14 protein-coding genes and 1 pseudogene are annotated in these 18970 nt (G+C 59.0%); 5 read left to right on the top strand and 10 right to left on the bottom strand.

Annotated features, from left to right (window positions below):
- Positions 1 to 209: 209 nt before the first annotated feature.
- A pseudogene (locus AC3WR3_RS11515) lies at positions 210 to 302 on the top strand (lytic transglycosylase domain-containing protein); the annotation flags it as partial.
- A 119-nt stretch (positions 303 to 421) separates the two neighbouring features.
- Here AC3WR3_RS11515 and aqpZ read toward each other — a convergent pair.
- From aqpZ to AC3WR3_RS11490, 5 genes are all read right to left on the bottom strand, one after another.
- Positions 422 to 1108: an aquaporin Z gene (aqpZ, locus tag AC3WR3_RS11510; RefSeq protein ID WP_025327805.1), complete on the bottom strand. Its 687-nt coding sequence runs from the start codon at positions 1106 to 1108 to the stop codon at positions 422 to 424.
- Between the two features lie 313 nt (positions 1109 to 1421).
- Positions 1422 to 1943: a crossover junction endodeoxyribonuclease RuvC gene (gene ruvC, locus AC3WR3_RS11505; RefSeq protein ID WP_139438236.1), complete on the bottom strand. Its 522-nt coding sequence runs from the start codon at positions 1941 to 1943 to the stop codon at positions 1422 to 1424.
- A 263-nt stretch (positions 1944 to 2206) separates the two neighbouring features.
- Entirely contained in the window at positions 2207 to 3115 is a 909-nt protein-coding gene (locus AC3WR3_RS11500) for a Gfo/Idh/MocA family protein (protein WP_492291904.1), read from the bottom strand.
- A gap of 63 nt (positions 3116 to 3178) precedes the next feature.
- Positions 3179 to 3418 (bottom strand): hypothetical protein, encoded by a 240-nt coding sequence (locus AC3WR3_RS11495; protein ID WP_492291903.1) that lies wholly within the window; start codon positions 3416 to 3418, stop codon positions 3179 to 3181.
- Between the two features lie 290 nt (positions 3419 to 3708).
- Positions 3709 to 4659 (bottom strand): transposase, encoded by a 951-nt coding sequence (locus AC3WR3_RS11490; RefSeq protein WP_492291902.1) that lies wholly within the window; start codon positions 4657 to 4659, stop codon positions 3709 to 3711.
- Between the two features lie 699 nt (positions 4660 to 5358).
- On the opposite strand from AC3WR3_RS11490, the gene AC3WR3_RS11485 reads away from it, so the two are divergent.
- Positions 5359 to 6525, top strand: a complete 1167-nt coding sequence (locus AC3WR3_RS11485; RefSeq protein ID WP_275908482.1) for a hypothetical protein — start codon at positions 5359 to 5361, stop codon at positions 6523 to 6525.
- A gap of 251 nt (positions 6526 to 6776) precedes the next feature.
- Entirely contained in the window at positions 6777 to 7502 is a 726-nt protein-coding gene (locus AC3WR3_RS11480; protein ID WP_275908483.1) for a hypothetical protein, read from the top strand.
- A gap of 109 nt (positions 7503 to 7611) precedes the next feature.
- Here the strand turns inward: AC3WR3_RS11480 and AC3WR3_RS11475 are convergent, their stop codons facing one another.
- The 4 genes from AC3WR3_RS11475 to AC3WR3_RS11460 all read right to left on the bottom strand — a co-directional run bounded on the left by AC3WR3_RS11475 (position 7612) and on the right by AC3WR3_RS11460 (position 14790).
- Complete coding sequence (locus tag AC3WR3_RS11475; protein ID WP_492291901.1) at positions 7612 to 10032, bottom strand: YgiQ family radical SAM protein; 2421 nt, start codon at positions 10030 to 10032, stop codon at positions 7612 to 7614.
- Between the two features lie 101 nt (positions 10033 to 10133).
- Positions 10134 to 10505 (bottom strand): hypothetical protein, encoded by a 372-nt coding sequence (locus AC3WR3_RS11470; RefSeq protein ID WP_139438225.1) that lies wholly within the window; start codon positions 10503 to 10505, stop codon positions 10134 to 10136.
- A 95-nt stretch (positions 10506 to 10600) separates the two neighbouring features.
- Positions 10601 to 13738: an efflux RND transporter permease subunit gene (locus AC3WR3_RS11465; RefSeq protein ID WP_492291900.1), complete on the bottom strand. Its 3138-nt coding sequence runs from the start codon at positions 13736 to 13738 to the stop codon at positions 10601 to 10603.
- On the bottom strand, positions 13738 to 14790 hold the full coding sequence (locus AC3WR3_RS11460; RefSeq protein WP_342058131.1) for an efflux RND transporter periplasmic adaptor subunit: 1053 nt from the start codon (positions 14788 to 14790) through the stop codon (positions 13738 to 13740). Before AC3WR3_RS11460 ends, AC3WR3_RS11465 begins: the two co-directional genes overlap by 1 nt.
- Before the next feature lie 212 nt (positions 14791 to 15002).
- On the opposite strand from AC3WR3_RS11460, the gene AC3WR3_RS11455 reads away from it, so the two are divergent.
- Together AC3WR3_RS11455 and AC3WR3_RS11450 are read left to right on the top strand one after the other, a co-directional pair.
- Complete coding sequence (locus AC3WR3_RS11455) at positions 15003 to 16562, top strand: sensor domain-containing diguanylate cyclase (protein WP_492291899.1); 1560 nt, start codon at positions 15003 to 15005, stop codon at positions 16560 to 16562.
- A gap of 33 nt (positions 16563 to 16595) precedes the next feature.
- Positions 16596 to 17459 carry a patatin-like phospholipase family protein gene (locus AC3WR3_RS11450; protein WP_492291898.1) on the top strand — a complete coding sequence of 288 codons (864 nt, stop codon included), beginning with the start codon at positions 16596 to 16598 and terminating at the stop codon, positions 17457 to 17459.
- Positions 17460 to 17528: 69 nt separating this feature from the next.
- Here AC3WR3_RS11450 and AC3WR3_RS11445 read toward each other — a convergent pair whose 3' ends face one another.
- Positions 17529 to 18890, bottom strand: a complete 1362-nt coding sequence (locus tag AC3WR3_RS11445; protein ID WP_492291897.1) for a sodium-dependent transporter — start codon at positions 18888 to 18890, stop codon at positions 17529 to 17531.
- Between the last annotated feature and the right edge of the window lie 80 nt (positions 18891 to 18970).

Genomic DNA, 18970 nt, shown 5'->3' with positions numbered 1-18970 from the left:
CAAGCTGCTGCACCAGCGCTATAAAGAGATGCTGAGCGCCCGGGGCCTGTAAGCCCTGTGCAAGAACAAGCACGGCGACATCCCCTCCCATTCATGGCCGAAACCCGGGCCTAGGTGGCACGGGTCAAGCTGCTGCACCAGCGCTATAAAGAGATGCTGAGCGCCCGGGGCCTGTAAGCCCTGTGCAAGAACAAGCACGGCGGCATCCCCTCCCATCCATGGCCGAAACCCGGGCCTATGTGGCACGGGTCAAGCTGCTGCACCAGCGCTATAAAGAGATGCTGAGCGCCCGGGGGTTATAAGCCCCTCCTTTTCTCTTTAGAAAACAGATATATCCGGGGTCATCCCGATTTCGCTGCCCTCCAGAAACAAAAAAACACGCCCTCAGGCGTGTCGATACCACACGTAGTTCAGTAACAGCTCACTCTTTGGTGGCGATCACGCGATAGGCCAATGCCCCCAGAATGGCACCGACGATGGGAGCGACCCAGAACAGCCAGAGCTGGCTGACGGCCCAGTCACCCACAAAGAGTGCCACACCCGTACTGCGCGCCGGGTTCACCGAGGTGTTGGTCACCGGAATGCTGATGAGGTGGATAAGGGTCAGGCACAGACCGATGGCGATGGGGGCAAAGCCCGCCGGTGCACGGCTGTCGGTGGCACCCATGATGACAAACAGGAAGAAGCCGGTCATCACCACTTCACACACCAGTGCCGCCAGCAGGCTGTAGCCGCCCGGTGAGTGCTCACCATAACCGTTGGAGGCAAAGCCTGCGCTCACGTCAAACCCGGCCTGGCCGCTGGCGATCACATAGAGCACGCCGCCCGCCGCAATCCCGCCAAGGACTTGAGCCACTATGTAAGGCACGACGCCCGATGCCGGGAAACGGCCACCGGCCCACAGACCCAGGGTCACAGCCGGGTTCAGGTGACAACCAGAGATGTGACCTATGGCAAAGGCCATGGTCAGCACGGTCAGACCGAACGCCAGGGCCACACCCAGCAAGCCTATCCCCACATTCGGGAAAGCGGCAGCCAGCACGGCACTGCCACAGCCCCCCAGCACCAGCCAGAAGGTGCCCATAAATTCAGCTGCAAATGGTTTCACTCTCATATCTCCCGATGATGACTAGAACAGGAGCCTGGAAAAGGCTCATACGGACACTGCTATTCAACAGGCGCCATATTATGGGAGTGTGGTGGTATAAGACGAAGCTGGCTTATTTTACGCAGAATGTGTGACGTGCATCACAAGTTATTGATTCGGTAGGAGCTTCCTCTCCCGCGCCGTCCCCACTTCTCATCAGAGTCCCCCCTGACCGTGCGACAGGTTGTGACCCAATCAGCGCTTTTGAGAACAGCACGCCTGGCAACAGGGTGGTGCCAGGCGCTATGGGCGTCCTCCCAGAGCCCGTCAGGGATCAGCGGTAACGGCCACGCACCGAGCCGGTGGCACGCCCCGCCATCTTGATGAGGCTCTGGCGGGTGTGGAAGTGACAGAGCGCCACCCCGAGGGCATCCGCCGCATCCGCCTGGGGAGTGGCAGAGAGCTTGAGCAGATGGGTCACCATGTGCTGCACCTGCTCCTTGGCGGCGCCACCTGTGCCCACCACCGCCTGCTTGATCTGGGTCGCCGAGTATTCGCTCACCGGCAGCAGGGCATTGACCGCCGCGACGATGGCGCTGCCCCGCGCCTGACCTAGCTTCAAGGCCGAGTCGGCGTTGCGGGCCATAAAGACCCGCTCGATGGCGAACTCGTCCGGCTTGAACTGGGTGATGATCTCGCTCACCCCGTCATACACCTGCTTGAGGCGTGACGGCAGCTCGCCCAGGTCGGTGCGGATGCAGCCCGAGCCCAGGTACTCCGCCTTGCCGGAGACGATGCGGATGACGCCGTAGCCGGTGATCCGCGAACCGGGGTCTATGCCCAGAATAATGCTCATGAAGGGATCACCCTGTCCGCCGCGACCGGGCGCTCATCACGGGCCCGTGGCAGGCCAGGCGCCATTTGCGAAACGTTGCTCATCACACTCTGTTGCTCTGCAGGTCTTTCATGGGCGCCAAGATAGCAAACAAGCGCCCCCTTGGCTCGCGCGGCGGCGCCCTCCCCTGTCAACCGCACAGGGATCCGTCATCTTGTACAGTACTCTGGTTGTTTTCTCGCCCCTGCACTCCATCGGCAGTCCGTGGGAAGGGCGAGCCGGGCTCACTCCCCCGCCAGCTCAACCAGTCGCTCCGCCAGCCTGTGGCTGTGCAGATAGCTCTCGATAAGTCCCCCATCGGCCCTGCCCGTTTCAATTTGCTGATACCAGTGGGCCAGCATGGCGACAAAACCCCGGCTTGCCAGCACCGGCTGCCAATCATCGGGGGCCAGGGTCTGCACCACCTTGCCCTGGGCCAGGGTGCCCCGGGTGCAATTCTCGATATGCAGGGAGAGGTTGTCCCCATAAGCGTAGATGCGCTCCTCGGTGAGACCGGCGCTGCGGTTCATGCTGCCGCTCACGGCGCAGTCGCCGCTCTGCCAGGCGACGCTCACCCCGGCCAACAGCCCGGGCTGCTGACTGCTGCGCCTCATTACCGCATGCAGCTCCCCGCCTGGCACGCCGCCATAGCAGCAGAGGCTGTCGAGTACATGGATAAAGTCGTCGAACAGGAACTGGCGCGGCAGCCCCGGCAGGGAGTGCCTGTGCTTTTGCCAGTTGAGCTCGGTAAGCGGCAGCGCCCGGGCCGCGCTCATGGCGGGCAGATAGCGGCGGTTGAAGCCCACAAACAGCGGGCAATCCTGCGCCAGGGCGAGGTCGGCAAGCGCCTCCACTTCGGCTGCGTTGTCACAGAGCGGCTTGTCGACAAAGGTGGGAATGCCGGCGCGCAAACACTGCTCCGCCAGTTTGCCATGCACGGCGGTGGCGGCGTGGATCATCACGGCGTCCGGGCGGCTCCCGAGCAGCGCATCCACCTCGGTAAAGCACTCGGCAATGCGGTACTGGCGGGCCAGCTTGCCGAGCACTTGAGGGCTGCGGGTGCAGAGCAGCGGGGTGATCCGCTCGTCGCTCGCGAGCAGCGGCAGATAGGCCTTCTGGGCAATATCACCGAGGCCAATCAGGGCAATGCGCATGGGAACTCCTTGTCATGAGTGCGATGGCACAGGGTAACATCCGGCCTTTCTATAGAGAGCTTTCTATTCGAGCTCTTTCGAGAGCCCCTTGGCCTGCTCTCTGGCATCCAGCCATTTGCCCACTCTGGCCCCCAGCTCGGAGCTCACCATGGCGCTGACCACAGCCCAGAGCAGTTGGTTGAAATCAAAGTTCGCCTGCTTCTCAAACAGCAGGGGCACCATGAGGTTGAAGGCAATGATCCCGATCACCAGCCCGAGCCCGCTGCCAATCTTCTCTCTGCGGGATCGCGTTTTTCTCGCCATCTGATTGCTCCTGTTGGAATGAAATTTGGAATGCAATTAAAGGGGCACAGCTCGCCCCTTGCCTACACCCCCGGCAAGATAACAAAGCCTCCCCTATTTGGGACAGCCATCTTTTAGGGCAAGCGACAATTCAGCAGCCTGCACATCCTGCCGCCGAGTATTGGCCATGGCATTTGTGAAACTCGGGGGATTAAAGGAACGTCTTGGCATAAAAAGGGCTAATTCAAATGCAGCAACATAAGGGGATCAGGTGTAATACCGGGAGCTTGCATGAAGCGAGCACTAACCACTCAAAGTGATGGCTGATGACATCGTCTCTGGCCACAGTGCTGTGCGAATCGCTGACAATGATCCCTGTCACCCACCACCCTGATGCCTGGTCGCCGAAACAGCGTCACTTGCTTGAGCCAGCGAACCTCGTCCAACCCCAGCCGCGCCAGAATGGGGGCAAGATGAGCCGGGATATGTCCCCGTTTGTCCGCTCTGATGGCGCGACCGGTCCAATCCACCAACATCAGGTAATCCGCGAAGGTATATGGCAGGCTATCGGGTCGTGACTGGTGTGCAAATGGCAGCAACAAGGGTGGCAATGGTGCCGCGGGGTACTCGCCATTGAGGCGCTGCTTAAGGCTGGTGTAGTCGCTCTGTTCAGGCCGATCGGCCAATCCAGCCCGTATCGGGTTGAGGTCAACGTAAGTCATGCAGGCCAGCAGGGCTGACTCGGTAAGCAGGGCCTGGCTCTTGAAGCGCCCTTCCCAGAAATGGCCCTTGCAGCCATCCTCCCGATTAGCCTGCCGCGCCAGGGTTTCGTTAAGCAGCCGCACAAACCAACTGATGGAATGCAGGCGCTCCCGCCACTGCCCTATCAGTTGTTGCACCACAGCCAGTTCGGGCTCAATCAGGGATTCCCCCTGATACCAGCGTCGCACCAGCAGCGGCCACTGGAACAGCGCCGCCCAACGTTCGGCCACCTCCCGCTCGCTCCAGATTGCGGCGTCATCCGGCTCCACCCTGAGCACCAGATGGTAGTGGTTGCTCATCACCGCATAGGCACAAACACCGATGGCAAACAGTCGCGACAGTTGGCCCAGCTTGTCGACCACCCACTGACGCCGATGCTCGTAACTCTGGCCGGAGTGGGCATCCTCCCCGCACAGAAACGCCCGCCGCACACAGCGACTGACCACGTGGTAGTAAGGCGTATCCTGCAAACTGATTTGACGCGAACGGGCAATGGTCATGGCTCACCCCCTGGGCAGTGACTTATCAAGCCAAGTACAAGCTTACGCCGCTGTCAAAAAGGTGGGTGTCCTAGATTTTCTGCTCCTGTTGGAGTGAGATAAAGGGGCGCCTATCGCCCCTGCCGATCTACCCGGCAAGATAACAAAGCCACCCCCGATGGGGACAGTCATCTTTTGGGAAAATGAAAATAGCCACATGTGCCCTTTCAAATCCATTTGCTGATCCAGTTCAAAAAACGATGAGATTCTGACGGGTGTGTCATTTAAAGGCTCGCCTAGACAATTTCGTTTGGCCTACCATAGCCATCCAGAACCTGTTGAGCTGCGATGGGTTGCTGCTAGCGCGGGTCAAGGGAGCATATTGGAAGCTGTAATCCATGGGCGGTAGCGTACGATTCTGTAGCGCTATAACTTGCTCAGAAATGTGGGTGTCCCAGATTCCATGCTGGGAGCTAACCCCGTGCGGTAACTATTTTGTCTGCAGAAGGGAGTTAAGATGCCTGTGAACTATTTCCGGATGAAAGGGATACTGTTTGTGTGAACCAAATAGGATTATGTAGATATAAGATGGAAATTATTTCGACCATGCTTCAAAAATTTCATTATTTATAGCATAAAAAGAACATATGTTTTCAGCATGGACATCAACAGCCTTATCACCAAGGTAATGGCAAAAAGCACAAGAGAGCTATTTATAATATGAATCTGAACGATGGCGAAATCCTAAAAGTACGTCAGGTTAGATGGAAGTCACCATTATCTCGAAAGATTGAAGATTTTTCAAAATTAATAAGCGCTGATGAGGTATTTCATCAGTACTTTGGTGAAAAGTACATAAATGAATTGACGGTTAGATCAAAAGCTATTACCCAGTTGATTTTTAAATTGGGATTAATATATACATTATTGATGTTTTCATTATATGCTGCTCAAAACATTAATGATTCTGAATTTGAGTTTTTTGGGTATGGTTTTAAAAATTTAAGTAATTACAAAGAAGTTTTACTGCTGCTGGCTGCTATTACCTCTCCCATATCCGCGATCTATAGCGCATATCAAAATTACTTGAATGCCTTGGTAAATGAGTGCATTAAAAAACTGTACCCAGATGCAGCAACCCGAAAGTATTATTCCATTCAATTTGTAGATGGGTATTTTGAATGGCTGCCAAACCATCCTAGGGAAAAGAATGTATATTGGCACAGTTTTACATTATTCTTAATGATTTCTTTTGTTATAATATTAATGTTGCTTTTTTTCACCCTGTTGGCAGGCTCGTTTTTCATTCAACTCGCTGTAATTTATGATATAGCTGTTAATCCATCATCATCAAAATATTTCAACATGTTTGTGCTGTTAGTTTCAATTTCATCGATTCTGCTCTCTTGGTTGATAATAATCATACAACTTCCAATGCCTGAAGTAGACAATAACAATCTCTTTAAATTAGAAGAAATTAAAAAAAGTGATCCTGAAAAATATCAAGTAATTATGGAGAGGATGGCTGATGAAAGTTCAAGGAAAGATGCTATATCAATAATGGTATTATCTTCACTAATATATATCATCACGTTTACATCTATATCAGTGATTTGCTTTTCGGAATCGCTAGACAATCTAACACTTTTTTTATCTAAAGCTTTACCAGGGGTTTTTATTGTTCTATTTTTGTCAAGGATAGTGATTAGGTTTTTTAGGAGAAAAATACTAAATGCATTTTTTGAAAAGCACCCTAACGAGACCCCACATAGATTGCAGGATTTTATTACTGTCACTAAAGTTCTCAATCTAAATAGATTTATAATTCCATTAATTTTCTCTTTTATATACTCTTTTTATGCATTAAATAAGATGCTACTTTGGTAAATAAAATTCGTAATTCAGCAAGTGGATTCATCTATCTCAAAAAGGAAGTGTCGGATCTCGCCTTTCAGAGTGAGCAATAGCTATAGCAATTTGAACAATTTGCTTCACGACCTTGTGATTAGATGTTTGATGGAAGTGTAATTTATGGAAGAGAGATGCCACCATATGAGGGTTAATTTACACTGTGAGAAATGAGCTTAAATAAATTTACATTGTCGATCCATTAATAACTTAAAAGAGGCGTTAGGTTAATGTTAAAAATAACACTCACTCTGCTGCTTATAATGATAACTATTTATTGGATTGGCGAAAAAGTCAGGAAAAATAAAAAAATTGATGCATTTATAACAGCACTAGAAGAAAATTATTCAAAACTAAATAATCATCTTGAGGACTCCAGTATTATAAATGGTTTACGCTATCTTCGTCGTGCATATGGTTGGCTAAGTATTCTGATTTTCGCCTCCCTTTTTATCCTTCAAAGATTATCTCAACCAAACTCAGCAAACTATCAACCTATATTTTGGTTGTTTGTGTTTGCCTTTATGGGATGGTTCTCTATCAAATGGGTTGTTGACCACAAAAAAACAGTCACTGAATTTGTAAGAGATAATCTATTAATAGTTTTTGGCCCTCTTATTATGGGGGTGTTTGATTTAGTTTTTAATACACCATTAACGAGAATTCTGTTTACAATTGTTAAAGATATTGCTGTGGTATTCAATATTCAAACTGCGGAGATATCAAACCCTCTTGCTATAGGTGGTACTATATCACTGGTACTTATTGCATTCTTCAGTATTTATTATTTGGTCACTTGGGCCGTCACAGCTCCTGTGTTTTTAGTTTCAGTATTCGCAGTGTTGCTTCCTATTCAATTTGCGCGCTTTTTGGCTCGTATCGATCGAAGTAATACTTTTCTTTGGTTTACTATATGTCTGATGATTATCATTACATTATGGCTGTCACAATTATAATTTTAACTATCGGACCTAGCTGATCCGATATTGGAAGTATCGAGAGATTAAAAAAAGGCGACCATCCGGTCGCCTTTTTATTTTCTATCACTTTCCCAATCAAGAAATATCACCGAGCCGGTCGCTTGGCTGCTCCGCCTTTGGCGGCAGGTTTGCCGCCCTGGGCTGCCGGTTTGGCAGAGCCAGCGCGGGTTGGGGTCTTGCCCTTATGGGCGGGTTTCCCGGCCGGTTTGCCCTGACCTGCGCCTTGGGAAGCTGGCTTGCCGTTGCCGCCCGCCCCTTTAGGGAGCTGGGAGCCTACTGGCTTGCCATTGCCCGCCTTGCCGCCCTTACTGGCGGCAGGGGTGTCGTTGCGAGCCTTGCCTTGCGAGGCGACAGCCACTGCGCCCTTACCGGCAGAGGCACCCTTGCCAGCCCCATTGCCACGCTGATGAACGATATTGCTGTGGCGGGTCAGGGCTGGTTTCAGCCCCTTGTTGATGCTGCGCGAGGCCTTGGCTTCGCCACGGCCTTCCGGCGGTACCAGGCAGTCGGGGCCGTTGCCGATCAGGTGGCCCTTGCCCATCTCCAGCAAGGCTTCGCGGATCATGGGCCAGCCGGCCGGATCGTGGTAGCGCAGCAGCGCCTTGTGCAGGCGACGGCGACGCTCCCCTTTCACCACGAACACGTCCCCGCCCTGGCGACTCACCTTGTTGAGGGGGTTTTTCTCGGTGTAATACATGGTGGTGGCGTTGGCCAGCGGCGACGGGTAGAAGTTCTGCACCTGATCGAGCTTGAAGCGGTTGGTCTTGACCCAGAGCGCCATGTTTACCATGTCTTCATCCGTGGTGCCCGGGTGGGCGGAGATGAAGTAGGGGATCAGGTACTGCTGCTTGCCCGCCTCCTTGGAATACTTGTCGAACAGCTCCTTGAAGCTGTAGTAGCTGCCCATGCCCGGCTTCATCATCTTGGAGAGGGGGCCCTCCTCGGTGTGCTCGGGCGCGATCTTCAGGTAGCCGCCGACGTGGTACTTGGCCAGCTCCTTGATGTAGCGCGGATCTTCCACCGCTATGTCGTAGCGCACCCCGGAGGCGATCAGTATCTTCTTGATCCCCTTCACATCCCGCGCCTTGCGGTAGAGGTTGATGGTCGGGGTATGGTCGGTGTCCATGTGCGGGCAGATGGTCGGCCAGACGCAGGAGGCACGGCGACAGGTCTGCTCGGCCTTGGGGCTCTTGCAGCGTAAGCGGTACATGTTGGCGGTGGGGCCGCCGAGATCCGAGATGACGCCGGTAAAGCCCGGTACCTTGTCGCGGATCTCTTCGATTTCCTTGATGATCGACTCTTCCGAGCGGCTCTGGATGATGCGCCCCTCGTGCTCTGTGATGGAGCAGAAGGAGCAGCCGCCGAAGCAGCCGCGCATGATGTTGACCGAGGTCTTGATCATCTCGTAGGCCGGGATCTTCTCGTTGCCATAGGCCGGGTGCGGCACCCGCTGGTAGGGCAGGCCGAACACGCCGTCCATCTCGTCGGTTTCCAGCGGGAAGGCGGGCGGGTTGACCCAGATGATGCGATCGCCGTGGGCCTGGGAGAGCGCACGGGCGCAGCCCGGGTTGGTCTCGTGGTGCAGGATGCGGGACGCATGGGCGTAGAGCACCTTGTCTTCCTTCACCCGCTCGAACGCCGGCAGCTTGACGTAGGTCTTCTCCCAGGGTTTCTGCTTGGGCGGCTGCACCAGGATGGGCTTGGCCTCCTGCTCCACCGGCGCCGTGCCTTCATCGTCCGAGCAGGGCGCCCCTTCCATATAGGGGTTCATGATGGGATCGATGCGGCCGATCTGGTCGAGCTTGCTCGAATCCACCCCGCGCCAGCCCGGCAGCGGCTCACGGCGGATCACCGCGGTGCCGCGAATGTCCTGCATGGTGTCTATGGTCTCGCCACCCGCGATGCGGTGCGCCACCTCGATGAGCGGCCGCTCGGCGTTGCCGTAGATGAGGATGTCGGCCTTGGCGTCCAGCAGGATGGAGCGGCGTATGGTCTCGGACCAGTAGTCGTAGTGGGCGATACGGCGTAAGGAAGCCTCTATGCCGCCGATGACCACGGGGACCTCTTTATAGGCTTCCTTGCAGCGCTGGGTGTAGACCAATGTGGCTCTGTCCGGCCGCTTGCCGCCCACGTCGCCCGGGGTGTAGGCGTCATCGTGGCGCAGCTTCTTATCGGAGGTGTAGCGGTTGATCATGGAGTCCATGTTGCCCGCCGTCACCCCGTAGAAGAGGTTCGGTTTGCCCAGACGCATGAAGTCATCCTTCGATGACCAGTCCGGCTGGGCGATGATGCCGACCCGAAAGCCCTGGGATTCCAGCATGCGGCCGATGACCGCCATGCCGAAACTCGGGTGATCCACATAAGCGTCGCCGGTGACCAGCACTATGTCGCAGCTGTCCCAGCCGAGCTTGTCCATCTCCGCTCTGGACATGGGCAGGAAGGGCGCAGTGCCGTAGCACTCGGCCCAGTAGCGGGGATAGGAGAAGAGAGGGGTAACCGGCTGCATTTTGAACACCTGGAACAATTCGGGTCGCGCATTATACCGGCAGAGCAGAGCGGGGGCGATGGCTTTTTGCCCCCATAGAACAAGGGGAGAAGAGACCGGCCTCAGAGAGAGAAGCGGGCCGGCATGAACCTGTGGTGGTGGCGCAGCAGCAACTGATAGCCGCCGAGCAGGCACCAGATGCAGGCTGGCGCCAGGAAGACGGGGTGAGTGGCGAGGCGCAGCATCAGCACCCCCAGCAGGATGAGGGCGAAGGGGCGGCTCTCGTAGAGCCAGTGCGGCCAGGCCTGTCGCCGCGTCTGGCGCGACTTGTCTGGCCTGCGATGGGCACTGCGCCTGAACCAGACGAGCGACCCGGCCAGATAGAGGGCCAGCCCGGCCAGCAGCAACGCAGGTTGCCCGGCAAGGCTCAACAGCAGCAAGCCGCTGCCCAGATAGAGAAAAGGCAGCGGCTCGTAGATAGCGGATGGCAGCATGAAAGATGACCCCTGTGGGAACTGGTCATATGCTAACCAGCCCGGCCTCGGCTGCCATCCTCTTTTGCATCCCGCCCCCCGGATGGGGGGACGGCTCAGGCCGCCGGCTTGTCCCGGCTCTCGGGGGCGGTCTCTACACCCGGGGGGTTCCCCTCGGCCAGCGCCTCGTCCACCAGCCGATCCCGCGCCCCCGTCATCCCCGCCCCTCTGGCGATCAGGTGATAGATGGCGGGCACTATCAGCAGGGTGACCAGGGTTGCCAAGGAGAGTCCGAAGAAGACCACGGTTCCCACAGCCATCCGGCTCTCATACCCCGCCCCCATGGAGACCATCAGCGGCACGGCGCCTATGATGGCGGTCAGGGAGGTCATCAGGATGGGCCGCAGACGGCGCACCGAGGCGGCTATGATGGCCTCCTCGAAGGATTCCCCCCGCTGGCGCAGCTGGTTGATGAACTCCACGATGAGGATGCCGTTCTTGGTCACCATGCCGATCAGCATGATCATCCCTATCTGGCTGTAGATGCTGAGCTCCTGCCCCGTCAGCCAGAGGCCGAGCAGGCCGCCGAAGATGCCGAGCGGCACTGTCACCATCACCACGGTCGGAGTCAGCAGGCTCTCGAACTGGGCCACCAACACCAGATAGACCACCAGCAGGGCGAGGCCGAACACCATCACCATCTCCCCCTGATTGTCGCGATAATCCTTGGACTCACCGGCGTAATCCACCGTCATGCCGCTCGGCAGATGCTCCCCTGCCCAGCCATCGAGGAAGTCGAGCGCCTCCCCCAGGGTGTGGCCTGGGGCCACGTCCGCGGTGAGGGCAATGGCCTTCTGACGCTGATAGTGGTTGAGCCGCTGCGGGCTCGCCACCTGGGTGACGGTGGCCAGGGTGGAGAGGCTCACCATCTCGCCATTGGCGGCCTTGAGATAGATGCGGCTGACATCCGAGATGCCGTTGAACTGGGTCTGGTTGGCCCTCAGGTAGACGTCATACTCCTCGCCCCTGTCCACATAGGTGGTCTGGCTGACGCCGCCGAGCAGGGCCTGAAGCGAGCTGGCCACGGTGGAGACAGGAATGCCGAGCTGGCTGGCCCGCTCCCGCTCTATGGTCACCTGCAGTTCAGGGGTCTTCTCGGCGTAGTCGAGATCCGGGGTCAGCATCAGCCCGCTCTGGCCGGCGGCCTGTTGCAGCGCCAGCCCCTGCTGATAGAGCTCCCCATAGTCGGAGCCCTGCAGCACGAACTGCACGGCCGCGGTGGAGCCGCCCCTGAATCCGGGCTGGAAGGTGCGGATCATCACATCCGGAATGCCAGCCAGCCGCCCGCTCAAGCTGCGGCCAAACTCGGTGGCGGTCTCGTCCCGCACCGCCCAGTCGGTGAGCTGGATGATGACCATGCCGGTCTGATCGCCGCCGCGCCCGAAGGCCGGGGTGCTGAAACTCATGGCCTGCACCACCCCCTTGCCGAGCAGCGGCATGATGGCGGCCTCCACCTGCTGCATGTTGCGCTTCATCCGCTCTATGCTGGTGCCCTCGGCCCCTTTCACGAACACATAGATGACTCCCCGATCTTCGGTGGGGGTCAGGCTCGCGGGCAGCTTGCCAAACAGGGCGCCGATGCCGCCGAGGCAGAGCAGCAGCACCAGGGGCATCCAGACGGATCGGCGCAGCACGGCGCCCAGCAACCGGCGATACAGTATCTCCACCCGGCCGAGCCCCCGATCCAGCGCCGCCGTCATGGCATTGGGCTTGTCGACGGTGCGCATCAGCCAGGAGCCCATGGCCGGGGTCAGGGTGAGCGCCACCAGGGAGGAGAAGAGCACTGCGAGCGATAGCAGGATCGCAAACTCGGTAAAGAGCCGCCCCACCATGCCCTCCATGAAGGCGATGGGCACGAACACCATCACCAGCACGGCCGTGGTGGCCACCACGGCAAAGCCCACCTCCCGGGTGCCGTGCCAGGCCGCCATCAGGGGGGATTCCCCTCGCTGCAGGTGGTGGTGGATGTTCTCCACCACCACGATTGCGTCGTCCACCACCAGGCCGATGGCGAGAATGAGCGCCAGCAGGGTGATGAGGTTGATGGAGAAACCGAGATACCAGGCGCCGATGAAGGCCGAAATGAGCGACACCGGCACCGTGATGGCAGGAATGAGGGTGGTGCGCCCCTGCCCGAGGAAGAGGTAGAGCACGGCCACCACCAGCACTGCGCTGATGGCCAGCGTCTCGTACACCTCGTCGATGGCCTGCTTGATGAAGACGGTGGAGTCGTAGTCCACCTCCAGGGTGGCGCCTTCCGGCAGGAAGCGCTGCATCTCTGTCATCTTGCGCTCTATGCCCTGGGCCACCGCCAGGGGGTTGGCGGTGGATTGCGCGACTATGCCTATCCCCAGGCTCTCGCGGCCGTTGCGCTGATAGGCGCTGTCTTCGTTCTTGGCCCCCACCTCCACGTCGGCGATGTCCGCCAGGTAGATGCTCTGGCCATTGACGGCCGTCTTGACCGGCAGGGCGCGAAAATCCTCGGCGCTGTGGTAGAGGCGGGCGATCTGCACCGCCATTGTCATGCTGTTGTTGCGGATCTCCCCCCCGGGCAGCTCTATGTTCTCCCGCTTGAGGGCATCCTGCACGTCGGCCACCGTGATGCCGCGGGCCGCCATGTCGGCGGGGCGCAGCCTCACATACATCACCTGGGTCAGATCGCCGGAGAGTTGCACCTCGCTCACCCCGTCCACCAGGCTCAAGGGATCCACCAGCATGCGATTGGCATAGTCGGTCATGGCGGTGCGGTCCATCTGGGTGCTGCTGAAGTTCAGCCAGATCGCCACGTCACCGTTGCCATTGTCCTTGGTCACCATGGGCTCGTCCGCCTCGTCCGGCAGCTTGGGTCTGGCCCGGGAGATGGCGTCACGCACATCCGAGGTCCCCTCCAGCATGTTCCAGCCGAGCTTGAACTCCACCGTGATGGAGGATCGTCCCTTGCGGGTCACCGAGTTGATGTTCTTGATGCCGCTGATGCCGGAGAGCTGATCCTCGATGGGCTTGGTGACCTGGCTCTCCATCACCTCGGGGGCCGCCCCCTCATAGGTGGTGGTGATGGAGACGGACGGCGTCTGCACGTCCGGCATCTCTCGCACCGTCAGCTTGGCGAAGGCCACCAGGCCGAATACGGTGAGCAGGGCACTGATGACCACCGCCACCAGGGGGCGGCGCACTGAGATATCGGAGAGCCACATCAGCCTTTTACCTCGGTCAGATCGCGGACCAGGGCACCGTCACGCAGGTTGACCAGCCCCTCCACCGCGATGCGATCGCCGACGTTCAGCCCCTTGATGACCCACACTTCCTCGCCATGGGTATCGCCAAGCTCCACCGGAATGCGTTTCACCCGGCCATCCGCCTCCAGGCGGTAGACGAAGCGAAGCTCCCCCGCATACTCCACCGACTGGGCGGGGATCAGGGTCATCTTCTGGGCGGGCAGAGAGAGATCTACATTCATCAGCATGCCGGGCCTCAACTGGCCGTCCGGGTTGGGAAGGATGACCCGCGCCTTGATGTTCTGGGTATCGTTGGAAACGCGACTGTCGAGGGTTTCCAGCACGCCGGAGAAGGATTGATCCGGCCAGGCCGAGCTGGTGGCCGTCACCGTCATGCCGGGTTTGAGGAGGGAGAGGTAGCGCTCCGGCACCGCCAGATCGAGCCGCAATCTGGCCAGCTCGTCCAGGTGAAGCAGCACGTCGCCGCTGTTGACCAGGGCCCCTTCGCTGAGATCGATCAGGCTGACGGTGCCGTCGAAGGGGGCCGCCAGGGTGCGCAATGACAGCTCATAGCGCGCCGCGTCGACCCGGGCCTGGGCCTGGGCCACGGTCGCCTCCTGCCCTTCCAGCTCCGAGGTGGTGATGGCACCGCGCGCCACCAGCCGGCGCATGTCCCGCAGCTTGCGGCTCTCGTCGCGCACGCTGGCGCTCTGCTCGGCGAGTTCGGCCTGCTGCTTGCCCGCATCCAGGGCGATCAGGGTCTCCCCCTGCTTGACCCGCTGACCGGAGCGCACCGCAATCCTGACGATGCGTCCCGTGACCTCGGGGCTGACCACCACGGAGCGATTGGCCGCCAGCTTGCTGACCAGCTTGATGGAAGGCTCCGCCAGGCTCTGCCTGACCGTTTCCGCCCTGATGTTGACCTGTCTGGGCTCGGGCTTGCTGACCGGTTTGGCTTGCCGGAAAGCCCAGGTGCCGGCCCCCAGCAGCAGGAGAAGAGGAACAAGCCACAGCCATACGCGCATTTTCATCAAACAATCCATGCAAGGTAAGAGATAAGAAGAAGAGGGAACTTCATCAATGATGGCACCATGTTACCCCCTGACTATGCCGTGACTATGTATAAATGTGACAAAACGTAACAGCCCATGGGATAGATCATCAAACTCGCCACTGACGGGGACGCTGAGACGTTTCTGCCCTAAACTGATGCACCGATATCACTCATGGTCCCGGTCTGCCCATGTCCAAACTGTCTCATCCCCTCGCCAGGTATCGCCGTCTGCAATGGCTGGTGCTGGTCTTGGTGACACTCCTGCTGGCGCTCTCGCTGCAACACACCTTCACCCAGATCACCGACCTGAATCGACGCGACACCATCCACACGGCGGCCCGGTTGGGATCCCAGTTCCAGCAGATGGAGACCTTTCTTGAAGCCATGCGTGGTCAAGCCGAGGAACGCCTGCGCAGCCATTCCCAGTCCCCCCTGACCCACCAGCTCTACCGGGCTCTGCAGGTCACGCCTGCGCTCGGGATCACGCTGGACAAGGTGCCTGCCGATCTGCCTGCCGGCCTCACTGGCAATCTGACCGGTCAGGGCCCACTGCCGGCCCCAGGCAGCGAGCGAGAAGACAGATTTCATCTGGCGCTCAGCCTCTCTCCCCTGCTCTCGACCACCAGCAAGATACTGGGCAGGGAGGCAGCCTGGATCTATTTCACCGGGGTGGATCATTTTATCTACCTCTATCCCTGGGTGCCCTCGAGCCAGTTTCGTTTCGATCCAGCCATCTATCAGAAGTCCTTCTGGCAAGACGCCCTGGCACAGCAATCCCACACCCGGAACGCCACCCTGTCACGCCCCTATCAGGATCTCGCCGGACAGGGGCAGATGATCACCCTGTCCCAACCCATTACAAAGGCACAGACCCTGGTCGGGGTGATCAGCATCGACATCCTGCTCGGTCGCCTCGAGCAGCATCTGCGTCAACCCGCCCCCCAGGCGGGTACCCTGTTTCTGGTCAACCAGCACAGGCAGATCCTGGCTCGCAGCCAACCGGGTACGGCGCCGCCCCTGACCCCTGACGAGGCGCAGGATGGCTATCACTGGCAACAAGGAGCCTTCCAGCTCACCCATGCCATTCCCGGCACCCCGCTGACCCTGATCCACCGTATTCCTCTATTGCCCCTGCTGCAGACACTGATCTGGCAGTCCGCCACGGCGCTGCTCACCCTGCTCTGCCTGGTGGTGGCCGCCATCTCCAGCCTCAGAGCCCGGTTGCTGAACCGGCAGCTGAACTACCTGTCCCGTCACGATGCCCTCACCGGCGCCTTCAATCGCCACCATTTCAACGCCTTCGAGCAACGGCACGCCCTGGCTGGCACCACCCATATCGGCGCCATCATGTTCGACTGCGATCACTTCAAGCTGGTCAACGATCGCTTCGGTCACGGGGTGGGCGATCAGGTACTGATCCAGCTGGTGCGGATATGCCGACCCTTGTTGGGGAGAGGCAGCATACTGGTCCGCTGGGGCGGCGAGGAGTTTCTGCTGCTGGTCGCAGACAGGGATCTCCCCCTGGCTCAGCTTGCCGAACAATTGCGGCTGCGCATTGCGGAACACGACTGGGCCGAGATAGCCCCCGAGCTGAGGGTGACCGTCAGCCTGGGCCATTGCCGCCAGGGCCCCGGCGTTCGCCTGCAGGAGGTCATCCGCCGTGCCGATCTCGCCCTCTATCGGGCCAAGGCCAATGGTCGCAACCGCAGCGAAGGCTGGCAGGATGACGCACAGGAGAAGCAGGAGTAAGCTGGAACCCCAACTCACAACAGGAGACGCACAGTGGCACGAAAACCCCGCCTTGGCCTGGCCCTTGGCAGCGGCGCCGCCCGCGGATGGGCGCACATCGGCATCATACGGGCGCTGGAGCGTCTCGGAGTCAAACCGGATCTGGTGGCCGGCTGCTCCATCGGCAGTTTCGTCGGTGCCGCCTATGCCGCCGGCGAGCTGGACAAACTGGAGTCCTGGGTGCGCGGCTTCAGCCGCTTGCAGGTGATGGGGTTGCTCGATCCCGCCCTCTCCGGCGGCCTGTTCCGCGGTGACAAGGTGTTTGGCATCGCCGCCAGCCACCTGGGGGATCCCGCCATCGAGAGCCTGCCGCTGCCCTTCGCCTGCGTCGCCACCGAGCTCGATACCGGCCGCGAGATCTGGCTGCAAGAGGGGCCACTGCGCCAGTGCGTGCGCGCCTCCTGCGGCATGCCCGGCATTCTGACCCCGACCCGGATCGATGATCGCTGGCTGGTGGATGGCGCCGTGGTCAACCCTGTGCCCATCTCCCTGGCCCGGGCCATGGGGGCCGAGGTGGTGATCGCCGTCAACCTCAACACCGACCTGCATCAGCCCTGGACCGACGAGCCGGACGAGCCAGCCCCGGGAGGGATCTTCAGCCAGTGGCTGGGTCGGGGAGAACCCAGCACCCCCGGCATGTGGGGGGTGATGACGGGCTCCATCAACATCATGCAGGAGCGGATCACCCGGGCCCGCATGGCCGGGGATCCCCCCGAGATCCAGCTCTGTCCGCGCCTTGGCAGCCTCTCCATCATGGACTTCCACCGCGCCAGCGATGCCATCAACGAGGGGGAGGCTTGCGTCGAGCGCAATCTGGACCAGCTCAAGGAGGAGCTCTCCCGACTCGGCCTGATATGAGGGCACCATAGGGGCACCCCAATGAAAAAGAGCGCCATCAGGCGCTCTTTTGCTGTCCGGAGCGCGAGGTCAGAACAGCCCCAGCCCCTTGAGCATGACGATCAGGATGAGCGGCGGCGACACATAGCGGATGATGAAGAACAGCGGCTTGAGGATGGCCAGCTCCAGCTCGCCCCCATTGGTCAGCGCCGCCTTCATCCGCTCGAAGCCCCAGACCCAGCCCACGAACAGGCAGAGGAAGATGCCGCCAAGGGGCATCAGCACATTGGAAGAGACGAAGTCGAACAGATCGAAGAAGGTCTTGCCGGCTATCTGCACGTCCGCCAGCGTGCTGTTGGAGAGCGCACAGGTCGATCCGACCACCCCCAGCACCAGCAGGTTGATCAGGGTCGCCCTTCTTCGGCTCATGTGGAAACGCTCCGAGAGCACCGAGACCGGCACTTCCAGAATGGAGAGCATGGCCCCCGTGGCCGCGATGGCGGAGAGCACGAAGAACAGCACCATGAAGAGGTGGCCGAACGGTATGCTGGCAAACACCGCCGGAATGGTGATGAACAGCAGGGAGGGGCCGGCGGTCGGCTCGAAGCCGAAGGCAAACACCGCCGGGAAGATGGCGATCCCCGCCAGCATGGAGACGAACAGATCGGCGCACATCACCCGGACCGTGGTGAGCGGTATGTGCTGATCGTCCCGAAAGTAGCTGCCATAGGTCATCATGCAGCCCATGCCGATGGAGAGCTTGAAGAAGGCCAGCCCCATGGCCGTCAGCACCACGCCGGCGGTGACCTTGGAAAAATCGGGGGAGAACAGGAAATTCAGCCCCTCGCTCGCCCCGGGCAGGGTCAGGCTGCGAATGCCGATCACCAGCAGCAGGATGAACAGCACCGGCATCAGCCGCTTGGTGACGGCCTCTATCCCCTTCGACACTCCCATCAGCAATATGCCTCCCATCAGCGCCAGCACCAGCCACTGCCACAGCAGGCTCTGCAAGGGATCCGTGATGAGCGAATTGAAGGCCGCCCCCGTGACGGCGGGATCGGTCGAGAGGATCTCGCCGCTGGCCGCCTTGAAGATGTAGGCAAACACCCAGGCCGCCACTTCGGAGTAAAACGACATGATGAGGAAGGCCGCGCTCACCCCCATGGCCGCGATCAGCCACCAGGGTTGTCCCTTGGGCGCCAGCTTGATGAGCCCGCTCACCGCATCGGATTTCGCCTGACGCCCCAGCATGATCTCCGAGATCATCACCGGCAGCCCCACCAGCAGGGTGGCGATGACATAGACCAGCAGAAAACCGGCGCCCCCGTTTTCCCCGGTCAGATAGGGAAACTTCCAGATGTTGCCAAGGCCAACCGCCGAGCCCAGGGTCGCGGCAAGCACGCCGAAGGTGCTGGTAAAGCCATCTCTGGCTTTGGGAAGGGTATTGCTCATGCGTGTCTCGCTTTGTGGATCAGGGGCCTGAAATTAAAGGGTCGGAATTTTCCGGGGATTAATCCAGCTTGCCAAGGTGA

It is taken from the genome of Aeromonas sp. EU05-FHT14A05, assembly GCF_058791175.1.
This window is presented reverse-complemented; position numbering and strand designations above follow the sequence as displayed.